This window comes from Gammaproteobacteria bacterium (assembly GCA_033344735.1).
Lineage (GTDB): Bacteria > Pseudomonadota > Gammaproteobacteria > UBA4575 > UBA4575 > UBA1858.
Window position 1 is genome coordinate 950,695 of the sequence record JAWPMW010000001.1, and the last position, 19,208, is coordinate 969,902.

21 protein-coding genes are annotated in these 19,208 nt (G+C 36.4%); 8 read left to right on the plus strand and 13 right to left on the minus strand.

The genetic code is table 11. From position 1 onward, the window contains the following. Positions 1 to 54: 54 nt before the first annotated feature. Positions 55 to 867: an HAD-IA family hydrolase gene (locus tag R8G33_04920; GenBank protein ID MDW3094999.1), complete on the minus strand. Its 813-nt coding sequence runs from the start codon at positions 865 to 867 to the stop codon at positions 55 to 57. A gap of 235 nt (positions 868 to 1,102) precedes the next feature. Here R8G33_04920 and R8G33_04925 point away from each other — a divergent pair, with 235 nt between their 5' ends. After that, positions 1,103 to 1,339 carry a hypothetical protein gene (locus R8G33_04925; GenBank protein ID MDW3095000.1) on the plus strand — a complete coding sequence of 79 codons (237 nt, stop codon included), beginning with the start codon at positions 1,103 to 1,105 and terminating at the stop codon, positions 1,337 to 1,339. A 188-nt stretch (positions 1,340 to 1,527) separates the two neighbouring features. Then, positions 1,528 to 1,851 carry a hypothetical protein gene (locus R8G33_04930; GenBank protein MDW3095001.1) on the plus strand — a complete coding sequence of 108 codons (324 nt, stop codon included), beginning with the start codon at positions 1,528 to 1,530 and terminating at the stop codon, positions 1,849 to 1,851. A 62-nt stretch (positions 1,852 to 1,913) separates the two neighbouring features. Here R8G33_04930 and R8G33_04935 read toward each other — a convergent pair whose 3' ends face one another. From R8G33_04935 to R8G33_04950, 4 genes are all read right to left on the minus strand, one after another. After that, a complete protein-coding gene (locus tag R8G33_04935; GenBank protein MDW3095002.1) occupies positions 1,914 to 2,621 on the minus strand; it encodes a peroxiredoxin-like family protein in 708 nt (235 codons plus the stop codon). A 192-nt stretch (positions 2,622 to 2,813) separates the two neighbouring features. Then, positions 2,814 to 4,220 (minus strand): sigma-54 dependent transcriptional regulator, encoded by a 1,407-nt coding sequence (locus tag R8G33_04940; GenBank protein MDW3095003.1) that lies wholly within the window; start codon positions 4,218 to 4,220, stop codon positions 2,814 to 2,816. Positions 4,221 to 4,425: 205 nt separating this feature from the next. Further along, the gene (locus R8G33_04945) at positions 4,426 to 4,689 is read right to left on the minus strand and encodes a DUF4242 domain-containing protein (GenBank protein MDW3095004.1); all 264 of its coding nucleotides are present in this window, start codon (positions 4,687 to 4,689) and stop codon (positions 4,426 to 4,428) included. An 88-nt stretch (positions 4,690 to 4,777) separates the two neighbouring features. Next, complete coding sequence (locus tag R8G33_04950) at positions 4,778 to 6,229, minus strand: LLM class flavin-dependent oxidoreductase (GenBank protein ID MDW3095005.1); 1,452 nt, start codon at positions 6,227 to 6,229, stop codon at positions 4,778 to 4,780. Positions 6,230 to 6,630: 401 nt separating this feature from the next. Here R8G33_04950 and R8G33_04955 point away from each other — a divergent pair, with 401 nt between their 5' ends. Next, positions 6,631 to 6,996: a CoA-binding protein gene (locus R8G33_04955; protein ID MDW3095006.1), complete on the plus strand. Its 366-nt coding sequence runs from the start codon at positions 6,631 to 6,633 to the stop codon at positions 6,994 to 6,996. A gap of 178 nt (positions 6,997 to 7,174) precedes the next feature. Here R8G33_04955 and R8G33_04960 read toward each other — a convergent pair whose 3' ends face one another. Next, positions 7,175 to 8,932, minus strand: coding sequence for a peroxidase family protein (locus R8G33_04960; GenBank protein ID MDW3095007.1), 1,758 nt, complete (start codon positions 8,930 to 8,932; stop codon positions 7,175 to 7,177). Between the two features lie 474 nt (positions 8,933 to 9,406). Between R8G33_04960 and R8G33_04965 the strand changes: the two genes are divergently transcribed. From R8G33_04965 to R8G33_04975, 3 genes are all read left to right on the plus strand, one after another. After that, positions 9,407 to 10,405: a D-cysteine desulfhydrase family protein gene (locus tag R8G33_04965; protein MDW3095008.1), complete on the plus strand. Its 999-nt coding sequence runs from the start codon at positions 9,407 to 9,409 to the stop codon at positions 10,403 to 10,405. Positions 10,406 to 10,468: 63 nt separating this feature from the next. Then, complete coding sequence (locus R8G33_04970) at positions 10,469 to 10,879, plus strand: GFA family protein (protein MDW3095009.1); 411 nt, start codon at positions 10,469 to 10,471, stop codon at positions 10,877 to 10,879. 156 nt (positions 10,880 to 11,035) lie between these two features. Then, positions 11,036 to 11,827, plus strand: coding sequence for a formate/nitrite transporter family protein (locus tag R8G33_04975; GenBank protein ID MDW3095010.1), 792 nt, complete (start codon positions 11,036 to 11,038; stop codon positions 11,825 to 11,827). A 198-nt stretch (positions 11,828 to 12,025) separates the two neighbouring features. Here R8G33_04975 and R8G33_04980 read toward each other — a convergent pair whose 3' ends face one another. Both R8G33_04980 and R8G33_04985 read right to left on the minus strand, forming a co-directional pair. After that, complete coding sequence (locus R8G33_04980) at positions 12,026 to 12,571, minus strand: hypothetical protein (protein MDW3095011.1); 546 nt, start codon at positions 12,569 to 12,571, stop codon at positions 12,026 to 12,028. A 46-nt stretch (positions 12,572 to 12,617) separates the two neighbouring features. Further along, positions 12,618 to 13,076 carry a metal ABC transporter ATP-binding protein gene (locus tag R8G33_04985; GenBank protein MDW3095012.1) on the minus strand — a complete coding sequence of 153 codons (459 nt, stop codon included), beginning with the start codon at positions 13,074 to 13,076 and terminating at the stop codon, positions 12,618 to 12,620. A 251-nt stretch (positions 13,077 to 13,327) separates the two neighbouring features. On the opposite strand from R8G33_04985, the gene R8G33_04990 reads away from it, so the two are divergent. Continuing rightward, the gene (locus tag R8G33_04990; GenBank protein ID MDW3095013.1) at positions 13,328 to 14,707 is read left to right on the plus strand and encodes an FAD-containing oxidoreductase; all 1,380 of its coding nucleotides are present in this window, start codon (positions 13,328 to 13,330) and stop codon (positions 14,705 to 14,707) included. Positions 14,708 to 14,757: 50 nt separating this feature from the next. Here R8G33_04990 and R8G33_04995 read toward each other — a convergent pair whose 3' ends face one another. The 3 genes from R8G33_04995 to R8G33_05005 form a co-directional block, all read right to left on the minus strand. Next, positions 14,758 to 15,309, minus strand: a complete 552-nt coding sequence (locus tag R8G33_04995) for an antibiotic biosynthesis monooxygenase (GenBank protein MDW3095014.1) — start codon at positions 15,307 to 15,309, stop codon at positions 14,758 to 14,760. A 91-nt stretch (positions 15,310 to 15,400) separates the two neighbouring features. Continuing rightward, positions 15,401 to 15,598 carry a hypothetical protein gene (locus R8G33_05000; protein MDW3095015.1) on the minus strand — a complete coding sequence of 66 codons (198 nt, stop codon included), beginning with the start codon at positions 15,596 to 15,598 and terminating at the stop codon, positions 15,401 to 15,403. Positions 15,599 to 15,622: 24 nt separating this feature from the next. Next, the gene (locus R8G33_05005; GenBank protein ID MDW3095016.1) at positions 15,623 to 15,850 is read right to left on the minus strand and encodes a hypothetical protein; all 228 of its coding nucleotides are present in this window, start codon (positions 15,848 to 15,850) and stop codon (positions 15,623 to 15,625) included. A 111-nt stretch (positions 15,851 to 15,961) separates the two neighbouring features. Here R8G33_05005 and R8G33_05010 point away from each other — a divergent pair, with 111 nt between their 5' ends. Beyond that, positions 15,962 to 17,053, plus strand: coding sequence for an integrase core domain-containing protein (locus R8G33_05010; GenBank protein ID MDW3095017.1), 1,092 nt, complete (start codon positions 15,962 to 15,964; stop codon positions 17,051 to 17,053). A gap of 63 nt (positions 17,054 to 17,116) precedes the next feature. Here R8G33_05010 and R8G33_05015 read toward each other — a convergent pair whose 3' ends face one another. Continuing rightward, positions 17,117 to 17,701, minus strand: a complete 585-nt coding sequence (locus R8G33_05015; protein MDW3095018.1) for a hypothetical protein — start codon at positions 17,699 to 17,701, stop codon at positions 17,117 to 17,119. A gap of 44 nt (positions 17,702 to 17,745) precedes the next feature. Beyond that, positions 17,746 to 19,137, minus strand: coding sequence for a cardiolipin synthase (cls, locus tag R8G33_05020; GenBank protein ID MDW3095019.1), 1,392 nt, complete (start codon positions 19,135 to 19,137; stop codon positions 17,746 to 17,748). Positions 19,138 to 19,208 lie beyond the last annotated feature (71 nt).

Sequence of the window (19,208 nt, forward strand, 5' to 3'; positions counted from 1 at the left end):
GGGGATGTGCTTTTGATATTGTATTAAAATTTAATAGCACTAATTTATAATCTATTACTCAGAAACTGCAAATGTTTCCAGCCGAACCAAATGCATTAACTCTTTAAAATCATCAACAATAACATCAGGTCTATGTGGATGCGTGACTGTACCTGGAAAAATTTTATCCAGCCATTCTTTGCTCCAATCTGCCCCATTGTAGTAAATTGCTGTTACGCCAGCTTCTTTTGCCGCAATAATATCGGTAGTACTATCACCCACATACCAGCAAGACAAACTTGCTTCTTCATCTAATTCATGGAGTGCTTTTAAAATTTGGTCAGGAGCCGGCTTCCTCTTCGGCACATCATCTCCACAAACAATAACATCAAAGAAATGCTCCCAACCAGTTTCGTTAACCACCGAAACCTCATGCATCATAAATTCGCGATTTCGATTAGTTAGCGCCCCTACGGCCAAGTTCAATTCACGTAGATCTGTTAACATTTTTTCAACACCTTCCTCAAAAGGGTGTACATCACCAAAATAATCACGATAAGCATCATCAAATGCTTCATGGACCAATTTCTTTGCCTCTTCATCATCGCCAAACAGCACTTGAAAAATATCAGTACGTGAGACTTTACGAGCAACCTTTAACTTTGGGTGTAGTTTTTTATTATCGCGCACATACTTAACTAATTTAGCATCTTCCAGTGTTTTGCTATCCTCAGTTTTCACCATCCTATCCACTACACCCAGCTCATTTAGCTTAGGCAAAACATCATCAATAGCGTGATACATAGCATCATGCGTATCAACCAATGTGGCGTGCCAATCAAACAATATAATTTTTGGTGCCGCGTAAGGTATATCTACTATGCTCACTATATAATCCACCCATAATTTAATATTAGAATTTCAAACAAGTTCATTTAACAATTAAAATATCAGCATTGGTACGCATAAATTGTAAAAAAATGTTACTCAATTTACTGATGTGATTTAACTCACTTATCAATACCAACATTCTATTACAATTGCTTCTCTTGAAATTCAAAACAATAATAAATGGACTATCTAATCACAATTAATACAGATAAGCCCACAAAGAGACTCTACAATGATTGATGATCCAAATGACACGCTAACTACTATCGAAGCAAAAGTACTTTGCTTGAGATACGGAATTAAGAATATTGATGCTAGTAATAGCGTGAAAAAGCTAAGTACGCATCAAGTAGAAGAACGGAACCCAAGTCGCAGCATAACTGTTATAGCAAAAGCACTTGGCTCAGATAAAGATACCGTAAAGTATACAGAGCAAAATGCTCTCAGAAAACTGAACATTAGCAAATAATCATGATTTTCGAATTGGGCTAACCATATAATTTTTGGTCAATTAAATTCTAAATAGCATGCCATACAGCCCTATACTAGCGCGGATTATCCGTTTATTCGGAAATTTACCCCAATAAAGCACAGGAATTGGATATAGTTTGCCTACAATTTTCAAACTAAACCCAACTACATTTCTATCTAGCTACAATGTCTAGCCAAAAAAATAAAAAAGAACATTTCGCTGTGATTGGTATTCCATGGTATTCGGAAAGGTCCTGGAATAAAATGAAGGATATATCGGAGGATCAAGATAATTTCCACGCGTCTTATCAAATATGGTTGGCTCACGCAGACAAAAGTGTTGTTATTTTAACCAATCGTGGCAAGCTATTTGAACGCTTGAAAATTGATCCAACGAGTTATTCCTGGTGGTGCAAAAATCAATCTATTCCTCGCGACAAAGAATCGCGCCGATTGTACATAAAATATTTATTAGAAAATAAAATCAGTCAACAAGAAGCTATTGATTAATCATTTAATAAAATGCTGTTATTTTTATTATCTTTATAAGCAACGAAAATACTTAAAGGAATTCATTCATTTAAAGTCTTTAGCACAGTAATTATCTCTTCTGGAGTTGCTCTATTTTTATAATCCGCATCTAAGAATGCATATTCAACCACACCATTTTTAGCAATCACATATGTAACAGCTAACGGCAGCCTATTTTCATTATCACCATTATGAGCATTCAATTTAGATGACAAATCGTAATGGTCTACTACATAATTAGGCACGGTATAAGCAAGCTTATACCTATCTGCAACTTTATTTTTGGTATCACTAAGCACCTGAAATTCAAGCATATGTCGCTCTTTGGTAGACATTGTTTTGTCCGGTAGCTCTGGCGAGATAGCAATAACCTGTCCACCAGCCTGATGAATTTCATTTAATTTCTTTTGTATGTGTTGAAGTTGTAAATTACAGTAAGGACACCAACCACCACGGTACCAAACGAGAACCACAGGACCTTTCTCTAATTGATCATATAAACTGACATATTTTCCTATAGCATTAACGAGATTGAACTCAGGCGCATAATCACCAACATTTATTGCTTTATCTAGAATTCCTGAATATCTTACTTCATCAACCCCATTATTGAAGTCACTCTGCACATCCTCTGGCGCTGTTTCAATGAAATCTTTTACAAATCTATCAAGATCTTCAGACAGACTAGTCGTTGCATAAGCAATATTAGAAACACATATAGCTATTAATACCAAAATCAGTTTAGTCATGGATTTTCCACCCGCATAGAAAGCAAGTTAATGAATTTTATGCTGACAAGATAACATTGGCACCTTAAAACTTGCAACTTGATAGGTGCAGAATGGTGTTATTCATTTCAATAATTTTTGTAAGCTATTATTCAGAAGAGATATTCCTACTTAACAATCAAGAAACACTAAGAGATTCTTTAGGTATAAGCTTTAATCTTGATAATTTTGCGAGGCAGATTTTTTAGTACGATACAAACCCCATCTATTTCGTCGCATCCAAAGCGCTTTTCTGCCTATACCTAATAGTGATGCAAGTTGCTGTTCGCTGTATTCGTGCTGATAGTCTTTAACAATTTTTTTGGTAAACTCTTCAATAGACATAGGCGCAATTTCGCTTTCGTCCGATAATGTTGAATTTAAATTAGACGCATGATGACTCCTTATATGCTTGAAGTCTTTTATTTTCAATTCATCATCTGTGGCTAATATGATAGCCCTTTCAATTGAATTTTCTAGCTCTCTAATATTACCAGGCCATTCATATTCCATTAAATATTCAATCAACTCATTGTTTGCACTATTAACTTTTCTGCCTAATTTCTTATTGTGCATTTCAATAAAATGATCTACTAATAATACTAAATCATTTGCTCTTTTTCTTAATGGAGGAACTAATATCTGTACAACATTAAGTCGATAATAAAGATCTTCACGCATTTTGCCCTTACTAACTTCGTAATGCAGGTCTCTATTGCCCGCTGCAATGATTCTTATATCAACATTGTAATCTTTATTACTTCCAACAGGTCTAACAATTCTTTCTTCTATTACTCTAAGCAGTTTAACTTGAAGCGAAAGATCCAACTCAGCTATTTCATCCAGAAATAAAGTGCCGCCATTAGCTTGTCGTATTAAACCTTCTGTTTCATTCGTTGCTCCGGTATAAGCACCTTTTGCATGACCAAAAAATTCTGACTCCATCAGCTCCTTTGGAATAGCGCCGCAATTGACTGCAACAAATCTGCCTTCTCTTCTTGGGCTTGCTCTATGAATAGCTTGCGCAACAAGCTCCTTTCCGGTTCCACTTTCACCTTGTATTAATACAGTTGCTTCACAGGGGCCAACACGAGTAATCAATGACTTCAATTCAATCATCGATTGGCTTTCACCAATTATTTCTCTTTTCTGACGCAATGCTACATCTAGGTCACGTTTGAGATTTTTATTTTCTTTTTTAATACTTCTTTCATTGATTACACGTACAACAGCATGTAACAAATATGAATCTGTAAACGGACGCAAAATATAGTCTGCTGCACCTAGACGCAACGCTTGAGCTGCACACTTTATAGAAGTATAGCTTGTATATATTATAATAGGACATTCCAACTTTTCAGATCTAACTTTTCTAAGTAGATCCAAGCCAGATTGGCCATTCATATTAAGGTCGCTGAGTACCAAGTCGAAATGTTCAGATAACAGCATATCAACCGCGTTATCTACTTTTCTAACGTGTTTTACATCAAACTGTTCTTCCATGAGAGGTTCTAAGACTGTTTCAGCAAATTCTATATCGCTATCAACGACTAAAATTTTATGTACATGCGTAAAACCCATAATGATTTACCTTGATTCTTTAATTTTTTTCTTGTCTTGTACTTTAGCTATTAATGTCATAAAAGTGGGGAGTAATGATTCATTACAATATTTTAAGAAATTTATATAAATCAAATCTACTACTTGAAATTAACACCCATCATATTTTCAACAACATGATCTAATTGATTTATAAAATATCAGTCTTAAAATCCATAATATATAATTATGGATTCAAATCTAATACTTCCTCAATTTCTTCAAAAGGTAGAGAAGCCTCCTCATTTACTGACTTTACAGTAGCAGCATCACCCGCCTCGAATAAGCACGTACACTTTTCGCTACTTGGGTAAAAATTACTTCTAATATATTTAACAGATGTTCCTTTTTCAGAAAATTCATTGCTTTTTTCTATTGCTGCTTTTTGAGCAGCGCCAAGATCTTCCATTGATATACCCGCTAAGTTTCTTTGTACGGCAAATATAGGCATTTCTCACCTCCAATTATTTTTACGTAACAATGTGCCAGATAGAATACTCACTTATCTGGCACATTAAACTACTACAGTATAATTTTGCTTAGTGGGCATGAAAATGTTTTGCGCCTGCCCATGGCGAATCAGTTGTACCATCTTCGATAGATTCTTTACCTTTATATGAACCTCGAACTTTAGTTGCAGGATGATCACTACCTGTATATGGACTTGACGGATCAACCAGTTTCTCTCTAAATGTGCCTGGCGCATATTCTGTTTGTGCGCGTCCTCGCTTCACAAGTTCAGGCCTTACATAATCAATAAAGTCGGTGACAGATCCTGGAGTGATAGCATACGCAAGGTTAAACCCATCAACACCGCCGTAATCTACCCATCGCTCTAACTCATTAGCGACTTTTTCAGGCCCACCAACAAGTACTGGACCAAGACCACCAATGCAACGCTCTTTAATCACATCACGCACGGACACATTTTTTCCACCATCTTCAGTTAATGATTCAAGTGTTGTACGCAGAGCATCATTATCTAATGCCTTGAGTGGCTCATCAGGTTCTAATTTAGAGAAATCTATACCAGTCCAACCACCGTATAGTGCCAACATGCCTTCAGGATTTACATATTGTAAATAATCTTCGTATTTCTGTTGTGCTTGCTCATCGGTTGAGCCCGTCACAACTGTTAAAAGTGTAAAGATTTTAATTGAACCAGGATTGCGCCCTGCTTCCTTTTCATATTTTCTTATATCATCCGTAACTGTTTTCGAATGCTCAGGGCTAGTTGTCAAAATGAACATTGCTTCACAATGCTTGGCTGCAAACTGACGGCCACGACTAGATGCACCAGCCTGAAAGATAACCGGGGTACGTTGTGGTGAAGGCTCGCATAAATGGAACCCTGGAACTTTAAAGTATTTACCTTCATGTTTAATAGGATGAACTTTTGTAGGATCAGTAAATATTCCACTTTCTTTATCACGTTTAACAGCGTCTTCTTCCCATGAGCCTTCCCATAACTTATACATCACTTCCATATATTCATCTGCATAGTCGTAACGTTCATCATGTGCCATCTGTTGATCCATACCAATATTAAGCGCGGCACTATTCAAATATGAAGACACCACGTTCCATGCAACACGGCCTTTGGTAAGATGATCTAGGGTTGATAATCGGCTTGCAAGAAGATAAGGAGGCTCAAATGTCACTGCAGCGGTTACGCCGAATCCGACATTCTTTGTGGCAGCTGCCATTGCTGCAATTGCGCAAAATGGATCATTAACTGGAATTTGTGCTGCGTCTTTAAGCGATGCCGCTGCAGTACCACGGTATACATCATACATACCTTTAACATCAGCAATGAACAAAGTATCGAAAACTCCACGTTCAAGCTCAATAGCCATGTTCGTCCAATACTCTATATCATTATATCTTGAAGCCTGGCTATTTGGATGAGTCCACATCCCTGATGATTGATGGCTCACACATGTCATATCAAAAGCATTTAAAATAATGCGCTTTTTTGCACCCTTACTCATAATTCTCCTACCCTTCTTTGAATTGATGTTATCCAAAGTAGTACTGCAAATGACATGCCTAGAACATAACTAGTTAAAATATATGGAATATATTATATAGGTACCTCCCTATATGATTCGAAATGACACAAATTATCTTAAATTTATTTCACATTGTTTCTATTTGACTCATCATAAAATATTCTGCAGTGCATTTTCATTATTATTATACTTAATGAAACCAATTATGATTACCTAATATAAATTCAAGTAACAGGTAAAGTAAGTAAAGAGAACATCTGGAAACACTTAAAACCGCTTTTTAAATTGATAACATATAAACTTATGATAAGTATTGATCATTCATTATCTCTATTAAAAGACTCTTACTTACCCTCTATTAGAATCCTGGAGTTGGAATAATGTCAGAGGCTGTAGCCATACTTGGAGCAAGCAATCAACATTATAGGCATGCATATAAAGCTCAATTATCATTGATCTCAAATGGACACACTGCCGTTCCAATTAATCCAAAATACGACATCATTGATGGGATTCAGTGTCACCCTGATCTAGCATCATGCTCACACAAGATTGATACAATCACAGTGTATGTGCGTCCATTTATCTTATCGAACTTGGTCGCAGACATCATAGAGTCCTCTCCTGGCCGAGTTATTTTGAACCCAGGGACTGAGGATTCGAATATCATAAAACAATTGCAAAAGGCTGATATTCTAGTTGAAGTGGCCTGTACGCTTGTACTCCTTCGCACTTCAGAATTTTAATTTTATATAATTTTTCTCAATATCCTAAAAATACTTTGCAAAGAAATATTTAATATATTCCGGCACTGCACTCAAGCAAAAAATGATTGGATGTGCACACATTAAGATAAATAATTAACATACACTAATTATCTCAAAGCCAAGATTAAGCATGCATCTTCTTTTAAATTGCAGAGCTTTAATTTCGCCTTTTTCTTTTCTTAGGATTATCTGAGTTCACCAAGAAAACATTCTCTTGAATCTCTCTACCAATACGTGTGTTACGACGAATCACTTGCGCAAGAGATGTCTGCTCAATTGAACGTACTTGACGAGGTGACATGCTGTTTTCATACCAGAAGCGGTCACCATCACGCAGCCTTTCAAATTGGTCCTTTAAAATAGCAAAGAAAACTTCTCCCACTAATGCCCCGGCTACTTTATCTTCTGCGAGGCCACCTACCCAAAGATCAACTTCGTTAACGGTCGTATAAGCTTCAGCCAACTTTGCTTGTATGTCAGTATTCGATGAAATATCTGCGAAGTTCACAACAGGTGCCAGACCTAATGCGACGCGAGTATCATTATAACTAGCTAAACCATGATCACGCCCACGTTGTATATTGAGTGAAGCTAAATCAAACCCTCCATTACCAGGTAGACCAAATAAAAAATTACGAACATCATCAATGATAAGCACATCAAGGTCTTGGCAAGCCTGTTTTGCCAGCCCCCTTAATATAGGGTCAATACCACCTTCATTGATAATACTACCGGGAGAGAAGAAAGCATCTCGCAAGGAGAGATTTCCAAAAGCAATTTCATTACCACTTCGATCCAATCGCAGTATTTGTGGTGAAAGTAAACTATGTCCCAAGCGATATGCAGCAGTAGAAAATTCATTACGAATGCTTGCATCAAGATCGGGGTTATAACCACTGTATTCACTTAATGCATTTGGTCCAAGTAGCACGGGTATAAATTCTTTATAAGTAATGACCTGCATAAGCGCAGCTACTTTATTACGTGCACGTTGATAAATTTCATCACCGCTTAAATTGGATTGACGTCTAGCAATTCTTGTTGCCAGTCGATTATGCTCGCGAACAAATAAAGTATGCATAGCTGTGAGTCCAACTTGCTCATTAGCACGCACATCACCTGCCAAGAATAATGTCTCACTTGGACCACCAGCATTACTTAAACCCGCAGTATTAAATGGTAGTAGGTTGCCCTCACTGGTTTTTAATTTTCCGGTACCATCTAAAGTACGCAATTCAGCGGCACGCTCATCATCAGAACCATATACATTAGATGCATCAATCCAGCCGGTGATTTCGTTAACTTGTTGGCGTGGATTATCAGCATTGAGTCCTGTCAGTTCATCATAGTTTGATCGGTTGAATGGCAGCACCACATCACCCGCATCATTAGGATCAAAAAGCTCATCTCCAGAAGGGATAGCAATGTTAGCAGGTTCTGGTATCGGCACGCCTTCGGTTAAATCAATATCGTGATCTAGAAATTGGCCCCACTGCCAAAGAAAGTCACTGGCAACATTTGGGGTTTGTGTTGAGATGGCTTGCGCCAATACACTATTACTAACGACACGTGGATTGGGTCGTGTTGCTCCTGCTAATGCTGATATGTCATCACTATATGCATTTGGTGCAATGCGAGCCAACTGTGTGTGAGGCGTATTCATGTCTGGGACTGCAATATTATTATTCGTTCCATTAATCGAGCGAATAAATACTTCGATGTTATTATTTTTATTGCGTCGATTATGGTCACGTTCGATTCGTCGAACAGGAGAAGCATTTCGATCTTGTACGGTTTTATCCGCTTCTTTTAATAATTCGCCACCAGAAAGCCTTTGCCGTTGCTCTCCAATAACAACTGTTGATACAAAAAAAGCACCTAATATAATAAAAATAATTATACTTTTTCTTGTCATGCCGCCGCCTTATTTTCTTGATTAAGTTGTTTTACTCATAATTCACACTTTGTAATATGTGTTAATTCACACTTTTTAATATGCATTATTTTTAAATGATGTTGAATCAAGGCCAACGGTAGTCTGAGACTGACAAACGGTAGAGAAAGCTCGCTAATCAATTGAATTAATTTGAATTTATCTTTTGTGAACGACTTAACGTGCATTCTAAGCCCTAGAGTTGTTACTGGTAGGAAGCAGGCTTAATCCAATAACGCATAGCATGTTTTCAAGTAATGTCCACTTTCGACCCAAAACGACATTCAAGATTATAGTAAACCTTGATCTCGTTTTGCATTTTTGTCTATATTTCTTATATTTAAACACTGTTTTGGTTACCAATAACTTGTGTAATTATATAAGTAATTGCGAATGATATTAACTTGACTCTGCAGATTTATATAACAGCTGTTAGCAGCATAACGGATCAAATCGATGAACTATAATAATATTCCGAAACAGTCTTTAGGTTTTTTCCCAACACCGATTGTCGAACTTTCCAAGTTAAGCAAAATGTTTGGCGGCCCTAAATTATTTATGAAACGAGATGATAATACGGGTCTTGCATTGGGTGGTAACAAAACCAGAAAGCTAGAGTTTATTCTTGGAGATGCGTTGGCGTGTGGTGCAGATACTATAATTACTGCCGGAGCAACACAATCAAACCATTGTCGGCAAACTGCTGCCGCAGCTGCAAGTCTGCAACTTGAATGCCATCTTGTTTTAGGTGGAGAAAAACCTGAAATTATTAACGGCAATTTATTGCTTGATCAAATATTTGGCTGCCATATTCATTGGGCTGGAATTAATCGCAAGGGAGAAGACATTCCTCAAATTGTTAAACAACTACAACAAGCAGGAAAGAAGCCTTATGTTGTGCCATATGGTGGCTCGAATGAACTAGGAGCTTTAGCATGTGTAGATGCATTGAAAGAAATTATAGCGCAAAGTCATAACATGAATGAGTCGTTCACACATATCGTTTTTGCCTCAAGCTCAGGTGGAACACAAGCTGGACTAATGCTTGGCAAGAAGATACTTAATTCATCATATCAAATCATTGGCATAAATATTGATAAAGGAGAAACAGATATGGTTTCTTTTGATCAATTCATATTGTCTCTTGCAAACAGTACTGCAAATTTCATTGATTTTAATCAAGAATTCTTAGAAGAAGATTTAAATTTAAATTCTGACTATGTTGGCGAAGGTTACGGCGTGCTTGGTCACTTGGAGAACGAAGCAATTTCGTTGACAGCACAAACAGAAGGAATATTGTTAGATCCTGTTTATACAGGAAGGGCTATGGGTGGCTTAATTGATATGATCCGAACCGGAAAATTTGACAAGAGAGATAACATTTTATTTTGGCATACCGGAGGCACACCTGCTCTATTTGCTTATTCAAATAGATTGAATTCCATGGAATTTTAGCATAGCACTGCAGCAGACGAATTTAAATAATTAAATCTTAAAAATAATTTATGAGGAATTTTAGTGGATAAAATAGAAAGTTATAAAGCTAGTTGCAGTTGTGGAATAATTGAAGTCTCTATGCAAGGAAACCCAAAAGTAAAAGGATTTTGTCATTGCGAAGATTGTCGAGAACTATTAAATGTACCTTATCATTCTGTAAACGCATGGGATAATAATAATGTTACGGTCTTAAAAGGCAGTGTTTATATTAGAGAATATCAGCACTCTAAACTTAAAATGAAGAAGTTCTATTGTAGTGAATGTGGAGACACTATTTACAACTCTAATGCTATGGATTGGAAAGTATTTTCACAGTTGTTGATTAGCAAGTCTTATAGTGGAAATCTACCTAAAGAGCTTCATCCAGAATCCCATTTTTTTTATGACAGCCGTATTATTGATATTAATGATGATTTGCCGAAACATAGTTAGAAGAGAACCAATCTGAATGAAGGTGTTATTTAGCTCTATACAGCAGGAACCGGCCTCAAGCAGAAATTCGCAACTGGATAATAAAGAAGACAACTTAGTGATAGAATAACTTTCTTCTTGTTTTTATCATTAAAATCAAATAAGAGGTACGCCATTTTGGAAGATCAATCAGTTGACGCTTATAAACCTGCAAAAATTGCTGAACTAGTAGAAAATATTGGTGTGACTAAAGCTGTCATGCCTACTGTACCAACGATTATGTTGGGCTTAATGGCAGGTGCTTTCATAGCATTTGGTGCTATGTTTTACACACTAGTCATGACCAATAACGATATGGGACTAGGTCCCGCTAGATTGCTAGGTGGTCTAGCATTTTCATTGGGTTTGATACTGGTGCTGGTGGGTGGAGCAGAGCTTTTCACAGGTAATAATTTTATTGTGATGGCATGGGCCGAGAAAAAAGTAACAACGCTTCAGCTGTTAAGAAACTGGTCTATCGTCTATATCGCAAATTTTGTAGGAGCTGTTGGAACGGCATTATTAATTTTTTGGTCTGGTGTACTTACTATTGGTGAGAACGCTTTCGCCGAGAATGCATTAAACATTGCAGTCTACAAAACTAACCTAGACCCCTTACAAGCATTTATTAGAGGTATTTTATGTAATGCACTGGTATGTCTATCAGTTTGGATATGCTTTGCAGCACGTGATGTAGCAAGCAAAATTTTAGCAATTATTTTTCCTGTCTCAGCTTTTGTTGCATTAGGCTTTGAGCATTGTATTGCAAATATGTACTTTATCCCGCTTGGCATGATTCTAAGCGATGGACAAATAGGAATTACTGATTTTATGACAAACATAATTCCTGTAACCGCTGGAAATATAGTTGGAGGGAGTATATTTGTAGCATTTGTGTATTGGATTGTTTATGTAAGGGATTATAAGTAAGGAGACATCTACCAAATTTACTTTAAATGCTCAAATCCACTTGCACTTAACGAAATTTGATCTTCATGAATCTTGCAGAAATAGCTATTTTTATTGAAGAATTTACAATGTCTCTTAGCAGGTACAAGATTAATTCGCAGTATTAGGCTTATGAGGCGAGCCCTGCTCTACTCTCGTTTACCAGTTAAACAGTCAATACTAAATGTTTAATTCTTGAAGATGCTCAATTAGTGACTTGATATTATTTCGAGCCGAACCCTCATTAGCCAATCTTAATCTCTCTACCCCTAAGAAAGCAGCATTCCACTTTGCTGTAAAGGGCGTTGTGATTTTTTTATAAAATACTTCTTTTTTGGTTTCATTTTCCACTAAGGAATATGAAATTATTGTAGTGACTGTCATACTTGCACCAAGTATAGGCTGCTTAACTTCTATTAATACTGCTGAGAGTGAATAATCACTATTTACTGAAGATCTATTTAGAAATTGCGCATCTGCCAACGAATTAATCATCGCCTGCTTATAATCTTCGTTACTAATTTCTGATGTCCATAGTGGATTGGTACTTTTACCTCCGGAGACTGTATCCACTATTAAATTATTTTTTAAATTATCACTTCCTTTGTACTGCCCCCAATCTTCTGAGGGAATAGTCATATTCTCCATTTTTGCAGGAGAGGCACAGCCGCTTATTAGCAAAATAATTGCAAGAGCTAAAAAGTAAATTATATGTTGATTTTTCATATATGATTTATACACCTGTTTGATTTTTGTAGTATATCTATTTTATCTAAGGATTATTTGGCTGTGCAGATTTAGCTTTCTTTCTAGCTTCTTCCTCTTCTATAGCAATTTCGCGTTTAATTTCATCTACCGGATCTTCTGGCACAATAGATACATCACACTTATTTACAATAGTTACTCTTTGAAGCGCATCCCATTCGCCACGAAGCTGTGAGAATTCTTCTGCTTCAGGCCCATCACCCCCTTCTAGAGCCAATAAAGCAGGCCAAAACAAGAGACCACCGATCCATGATTGCGCTACATCATCATCGCGTTCTTGTTTAAGACTTCGATATAAATCTTTCGTACGACGGTGATTTCGCTCAAATTCATTTCCAATCATTTCACAATTATAGTCACTGAACTTATCAGAAGAGACTTGTTTTTTTTGAAGCTCATCCGGATTAGATGCACATCCAACAAATAAACATACAGAAAATGCTATTAAATTATTATTCAAAGACATAATTAATTATTTTAATATTTTATTGAAATACATAATCCCTTAAATTGATATAAATAACAATAGTAAAAATTATTAATTATTTTTTGAATGACATATGTTTAAATTTCAAGGTAATGATAAGTTAACCGAATTTGACTGACGATTTTTAAATGAATATCACCACGAAGTGAAAAGATCTCTGGCTTTGATAAACTTTGGCTATGAAATATACTTTATTGCCTAAACATAATGGCTAAAAAGGAATTGTAAAAATGACACATTATGATGCCATCATCATTGGCGCAGGTCAGGCTGGCCCTTCATTGGCTGCCTCTCTCACATCCAATGGGCAAAAAGTAGCAATAGCAGAGCGGCATTTATTTGGTGGTACCTGCGTAAACACTGGGTGTATACCAACTAAAACTTTAGTGGCCAGCGCCAAAGTAGCAAACATGGCTCGTCGTGCCAAAGAATACGGAATTATGTTGGATAGTGACATTACCGTAGACATGAAATTAGTCAAAGCACGAAAAGATGACATTGTGGCCAAATCGAATCAGGGTGTAACAGGCTGGTTGAAAGGCATGAATAATCTGGATGTATATGAAGGCCATGCTACTTTTGAAAGTGCAAATTCTGTATTAGTGAATGGAAAAACAATTAGCGCAGATAAATTGTTTATTAATGTTGGTGCTCGCGCGCGAGTTCCAGATATGCCAGGTATAGGTGATATAGAGTATTTTACTAACACCACCATAATGGATGTTGATACCTTGCCAGAGCATCTGATAATTGTGGGTGGTAGTTATATTGGACTAGAGTTTGCACAAATTTATAAACGTTTTGGCAGCAAAGTGACAGTCATTGAAATGTCTGACCGTGTAATTGCCAGAGAAGACGATGATGTCTCTACGAGTGTTCAGGAAATTCTTGAACACGAAGGTATTCAAATTGAATGCAATGCTGAATGCATCAGTTTTGAAAAGCAAGGCGACAAAGTAGTAGCTAGCTTGTCATGTTCAGATGAAACTAGAAAGATTGTTGGTAGCCATGTGTTGTTGGCAGTAGGCAGAGTGCCAAATACAGATGATCTTGGTTTGGAGAAAGCAGGCTTGGAAACGGATGTTCGAGGTTTGATTCCGGTTAATGATCAGCTTCAAACTAGTGTTTCAGGAATCTGGGCATTAGGAGAATGCAACGGTAAAGGTGCATTTACTCATACGACATATAATGATTATGAAATTGTTGCTGATCAGTTACTGGGTTCAAAAACACGCTTAGTCAGTGATCGTATTCCTTGTTATGGCTTATACATTGACCCTCCTTTAGGTCGCGTAGGAATGACAGAGCAACAAGTCAAAAATAGTGGAAAAAATGCATTAGTTGGGAAAATGATGATGGCAAATGTAGGACGTGCAAAAGAAAAAGGTGAAACTCAAGGATTCATGAAAGTGATGGTAGATGCTGACAGCAAGGAAATACTAGGTGCAAATATACTTGGTGTAGGTGGTGATGAAATTATACATCTTTTTCTAGATACAATGTACGCTGGGCAAAGTTATGAAGTCATCAAGAATGCAGTACACATTCACCCTACGGTTGCTGAGTTGGTTCCTACTATGTTGCAAAACCTAACACCTTTAAAACAATAAATAGAGTATTGAACAGATATCTAGTCAGTTCATTTTTAAAATTGACTGATTTAACTCGGGTATAGCCATTTAAAAAATAGCCTTGTCAACCAAGGCATTATCAGCCAAACCATAATAGGTACTGATAATATTATCGACAATAAAATTTGAATTAAGTAAGACCAGTCTGAAACAAAAGGAGATAAAATATAATCTAATAACAAGACTAGTGGGTACAAACCGAGAACCAGCAATATGGCTGTTTTATATTTTGGTGGCGCTTGGCTTATACTGCGATCGGGTAAAGTAAACCACTTCTCCATACCAGTTAACGTTGTAACTTCTTGTGAATCTAACGTGATGGTATCAAGCTTATTAATCCATTCTGCACGTAATTCAGAATTTAACCAGTTTTCTAAATTTTCCGTGGAATCAAACTGCACGACAGATATATATTCTAAATTATTTCCACTAGGCCTGATAATTGTTGTTCCTTGATTACCTTTAAAAGAGTTTGAAACATTAGTTATATCTTTGAGCCATTGTTCATAATCATTTTCATAGCCAGCTTTTACTCTTCTTGAGAAAATTGTTGTTACAGGACAAGGAAATTGCTTAGTCATTAGCAATTCTCAGCATAATAGAATTCCAACATGGTAATACAAAACTCTCGATTTCAATGGATAAGTTAATTTTATTATTACAAGGACGCATCTAGAATTCTCGGAATATTCGACCTACATTTTTAATTTTTTCATTAAAACCATTCTCTCTTAATGCATACCAAAATAGTGTAGTATTGATACTTAGCACCGGAATTTCGATAATAGGTTCAAGTTTCTCTGCCACATCTATCATACTCATATTCGTACCACATTGAACTATTGCATCAAGATCATCAGCTGCGAGCAATTCTGTAATTGCTTTTTCTTTAGCCTAGTTGGGAATATGAGCTATATGCAATGCATTAGCGCATGAAAATCCCACAGATGAAACAACTTTAAAACCCATATCCACAAACATGCGAGCAGCATTTTGATTTCCATTCTTGTCAAATGGAGTAATTAAGCCAATGCGCTTTGCGTTATATAACTTTAATGCGACTGGTATTGCTTCATGCCAAGTGGCCCATGAAAGACCAGAATAGCTTTCTATATCAAGCATTGGTGCATTAATCTCTGTGATGCCTTGTGCATGGCGAATTAGTATTTTTGCATAATATCACTTGAATTCGCAGTCTTGTTATTGATTGGAATCTAACTATGATAAGTCTGCATGAAGGATGTACTCTTACTTGCCATTCATTTTGTAACGCTACTTATCCGCCTGCTTCAACCCAGTGGAATAAAGGCAGTTGCGGCTGAAAACTTGACGCTAAAGAAACAACTGTTAGTCATTCAACGATCGAGATCGAAAGCACCCAACCTCACTACTATGGATCGACTGATCTTTGGGTGGTTGGCAATGTTGCTTTCTCCCAAACGAATCTCTCGATCTTGCATCATTTTAAAACCTTCGACCCTTCTCTCGTTTCACAAGGCACTCGTGAAACGAAAATACTTACAACTTTTTTCTTCTACTGGCAAAGGAAAACCTGGCCCTAAAGGTCCCAACAGTGATTTGATTAAAGCCATTATCGAAATTAAACAACGCAATCCCAGGTTTGGCTGCCCACGTATTGCACTCATTATTACAAATACATTTGGTATCGAAATTAACAAAGATGTTGTGCGAAGGATATTGATGAAACATTATCATCCAAGCCCTAATGACAAAGGCGGCCCTTCTTGGTTATCTTTTATTGCTAACATGAAAGACAGCTTGTGGAGTATTGATCTATTCTGTTGTGAATCCACTACACTGAAAACGCATTGGGTACTCGTCGTCATGGATATCTGGAGTCGACGGATGATTGGATGTTCAGTCAATAAAGGACCTGTCGATGGCCCAACTCTTTGCAGGATGTTCAATCAGATCATATCTAATAAAAGTGCACCTCATTATATAAGTACGGACAACGACCCTCTTTTTCAATTTCATCGATGGAAAGCCAACCTTAGAATTCTGGAAATTGAAGAAGTGAAATCCATTCCCTTTACGCCAATTTCACACCCTTATGTCGAACGAGTGATTGGCACTATAAGGCGCGAGTGTCTGGACCAGACATTATTTTGGAATGAAGTTGATCTGCAGAATAAACTGGATGACTTCATCGACTACTATAACAATCATCGCGTGCATGCTTCGCTTAATGGCAATGTGCCCGCCAATTTTGGCGAAGAAAGATTGCAATCAGTTGCGAATCTAAAAAAGTTTAACTGGAAAACACTTTGTCGCGGACTGGTTCAACTCCCAATCCCAGCTTAAATTACCAATTCGCCATGCACAACTTATTTAATCAATGATATCTCATGACATTCTGGTCATATTTCAATCATCATCAAAACTTTTTCTCATCGCAAGAATATGTTCTTGATATCTTTCAGAGTTGCCGAAGTCAGAGAATTTTAAGTAACGTCTATGTGGATCAAGTACTTTACGTGCATGCTTAATAGGACACCAATATTGTTCGGTTCTAGCCACTATTTCACGCATGTAGGATATTAATCCATTTATATACCCACAATACATACAATGCATTCTCTCTATCGCATTTAAATATTTCAAATGATGCCGATCAACTACAATATATTCTGATCTTTTAACTAAAGGAATTTTATATAAAGAAAAACATATAAGTTGATATATAGAAATAAATATATCAATCAATAAAAATGGAATAATCATAGAGTATATAAATGGAGCAGTAATTACGTTTCTAAGTTCACTATTTAGAAACCACTGTATAAGCCCTGTCTTTAATTGACGATGCGCATCTTCAATGAGCTTATCAAATTTGACTTTTGTACCTTCAATTTTATAAAAAAATTCACCTTCGTATGATTTAATTACTTCTTCTAACTCGTCTTCACGCTCTTTAATTTCTTTCAATAATTCAGTTATTCTAGAATTCATGTATTACTACCTTTTCATATAAACTAGTGAAATATATTTTTACATTATAAATATGGTGAAAAAAGCCAAGCAATTCCATCTCTTATTTTTATCATTAATGGTCTACGTTCCAGCTCATCTAACGCAACTCGACGACTAACTTTAATAATGCTATTCAAATTTTGAGTTAGCTTAAATGCCACAGGAGCATCATAAATCTCAACAGCCACTTCATAATTAAGCCTTAAACTTCTTGGGTCTATATTTGCGGATCCAATCAAACTATAAAATTCATCAACGACAAATATTTTAGAATGATCAAATGGTGGTGGCTGATAGTATATTGTCACACCCGAGGTAATAAGTTGAGACAACATGTGTCGACTTGCCCAATTGACAAAATTAAGATTATTTTTTAGAGGCAATACCACAGATACATCTACATTTCGCAAAGCTGCTACTTGCAGCGCATGCAGTAGTTCTTTACTAGGCAAAAAGTATGGAGTCATTATACAAATGCTCTTCGTAGCTGCATTGATAGCACTAAATATCACGAGCGATAAATGCCCTAGATTTTCTCCAGGACCATCACTAATAACTCGACACCAAGTCAGATTATTAGATGTAAAAAAAGGTTTATTTTGATTTTTATCAATACCACCATTAGCAAAATCCCAATCAGATTCGAATAATGCTTTTAATTGATAAGTTAATTCTCCTTTAATTTTAAAATGAATATCTTTCATGGGTGATACTTCAAGCATATATTCATTACATATATTCATACCACCAACAAAACACACTTCATCATCTACTACCAATATTTTTCTGTGGTTTCTTAAATTAACATTCATATTAAATGGAAAAAGCTTGGGCGGTAAAAACCTATCCACCTTAACGCCCTGCTTAGATAATATACGTCGCGCTTTAATCCTCGAGTAATGTTCGCCTATCCCATCAATTAATACATATACGTCAATACCACGGTCATTCGCTTCAATCAACGCCTGTACAAATTTCGCGCCAATTTCATCCACTTTAAAAATATAAGTTGATAAGTAAATATATTTTTTAGCGGCTCTTATTGATTCAAGCATTGCAGGATAGGTTTGTCCTCCAGAAAATAATACTTCTATCGTATTACCTGCAACCAATGGCAATTTGGTTAATTGATAAGAAATATGCTGGATATTGATTAAAGAATCAGGAATTTCTGATTGAAGATTTTGTGTGTAGGAATCAAATTTAAGTGGCGGATAATCAAGTTTTTTTGCCCTCTCATGAACACGATTAATACCAAATAAAAAGTATAATATTGGACCAAATAACGGAAGCAACAAAGAAATAGTAATCCAGCCAAACGCAGCTCGTGAGTCTGTCTTATGTAAAAGTGCATGAATCGCAGAGTAAACTGCAAGAAGGAATAATAGTAGGCTTACCAAATAATAATATGGCATACAAGTTAACATCCTTTAAACACTTGACTTGTAAGCCGTCAAGATAAAATATAAATTGATAATCCCACTGT

Coding starts and splice junctions, on each gene's coding strand:
- R8G33_05015 (MDW3095018.1), bottom strand. CDS start 17,701: ATGAATTCTAGAATAACTGAATTATTGAAAGAAATTAAAGAGCGTGAA.
- R8G33_04925 (MDW3095000.1), top strand. CDS start 1,103: ATGATTGATGATCCAAATGACACGCTAACTACTATCGAAGCAAAAGTA.
- R8G33_05005 (MDW3095016.1), bottom strand. CDS start 15,850: ATGCTTGATATAGAAAGCTATTCTGGTCTTTCATGGGCCACTTGGCAT.
- R8G33_04950 (MDW3095005.1), bottom strand. CDS start 6,229: ATGAGTAAGGGTGCAAAAAAGCGCATTATTTTAAATGCTTTTGATATG.
- cls (MDW3095019.1), bottom strand. CDS start 19,137: ATGCCATATTATTATTTGGTAAGCCTACTATTATTCCTTCTTGCAGTT.
- R8G33_05010 (MDW3095017.1), top strand. CDS start 15,962: ATGAAGGATGTACTCTTACTTGCCATTCATTTTGTAACGCTACTTATC.
- R8G33_04945 (MDW3095004.1), bottom strand. CDS start 4,689: ATGCCTATATTTGCCGTACAAAGAAACTTAGCGGGTATATCAATGGAA.
- R8G33_04935 (MDW3095002.1), bottom strand. CDS start 2,621: ATGACTAAACTGATTTTGGTATTAATAGCTATATGTGTTTCTAATATT.
- R8G33_04940 (MDW3095003.1), bottom strand. CDS start 4,220: ATGGGTTTTACGCATGTACATAAAATTTTAGTCGTTGATAGCGATATA.
- R8G33_04930 (MDW3095001.1), top strand. CDS start 1,528: ATGTCTAGCCAAAAAAATAAAAAAGAACATTTCGCTGTGATTGGTATT.
- R8G33_04955 (MDW3095006.1), top strand. CDS start 6,631: ATGTCAGAGGCTGTAGCCATACTTGGAGCAAGCAATCAACATTATAGG.
- R8G33_04965 (MDW3095008.1), top strand. CDS start 9,407: ATGAACTATAATAATATTCCGAAACAGTCTTTAGGTTTTTTCCCAACA.
- R8G33_04980 (MDW3095011.1), bottom strand. CDS start 12,571: ATGAAAAATCAACATATAATTTACTTTTTAGCTCTTGCAATTATTTTG.
- R8G33_04995 (MDW3095014.1), bottom strand. CDS start 15,309: ATGACTAAGCAATTTCCTTGTCCTGTAACAACAATTTTCTCAAGAAGA.
- R8G33_04990 (MDW3095013.1), top strand. CDS start 13,328: ATGACACATTATGATGCCATCATCATTGGCGCAGGTCAGGCTGGCCCT.
- R8G33_04960 (MDW3095007.1), bottom strand. CDS start 8,932: ATGACAAGAAAAAGTATAATTATTTTTATTATATTAGGTGCTTTTTTT.
- R8G33_04985 (MDW3095012.1), bottom strand. CDS start 13,076: ATGTCTTTGAATAATAATTTAATAGCATTTTCTGTATGTTTATTTGTT.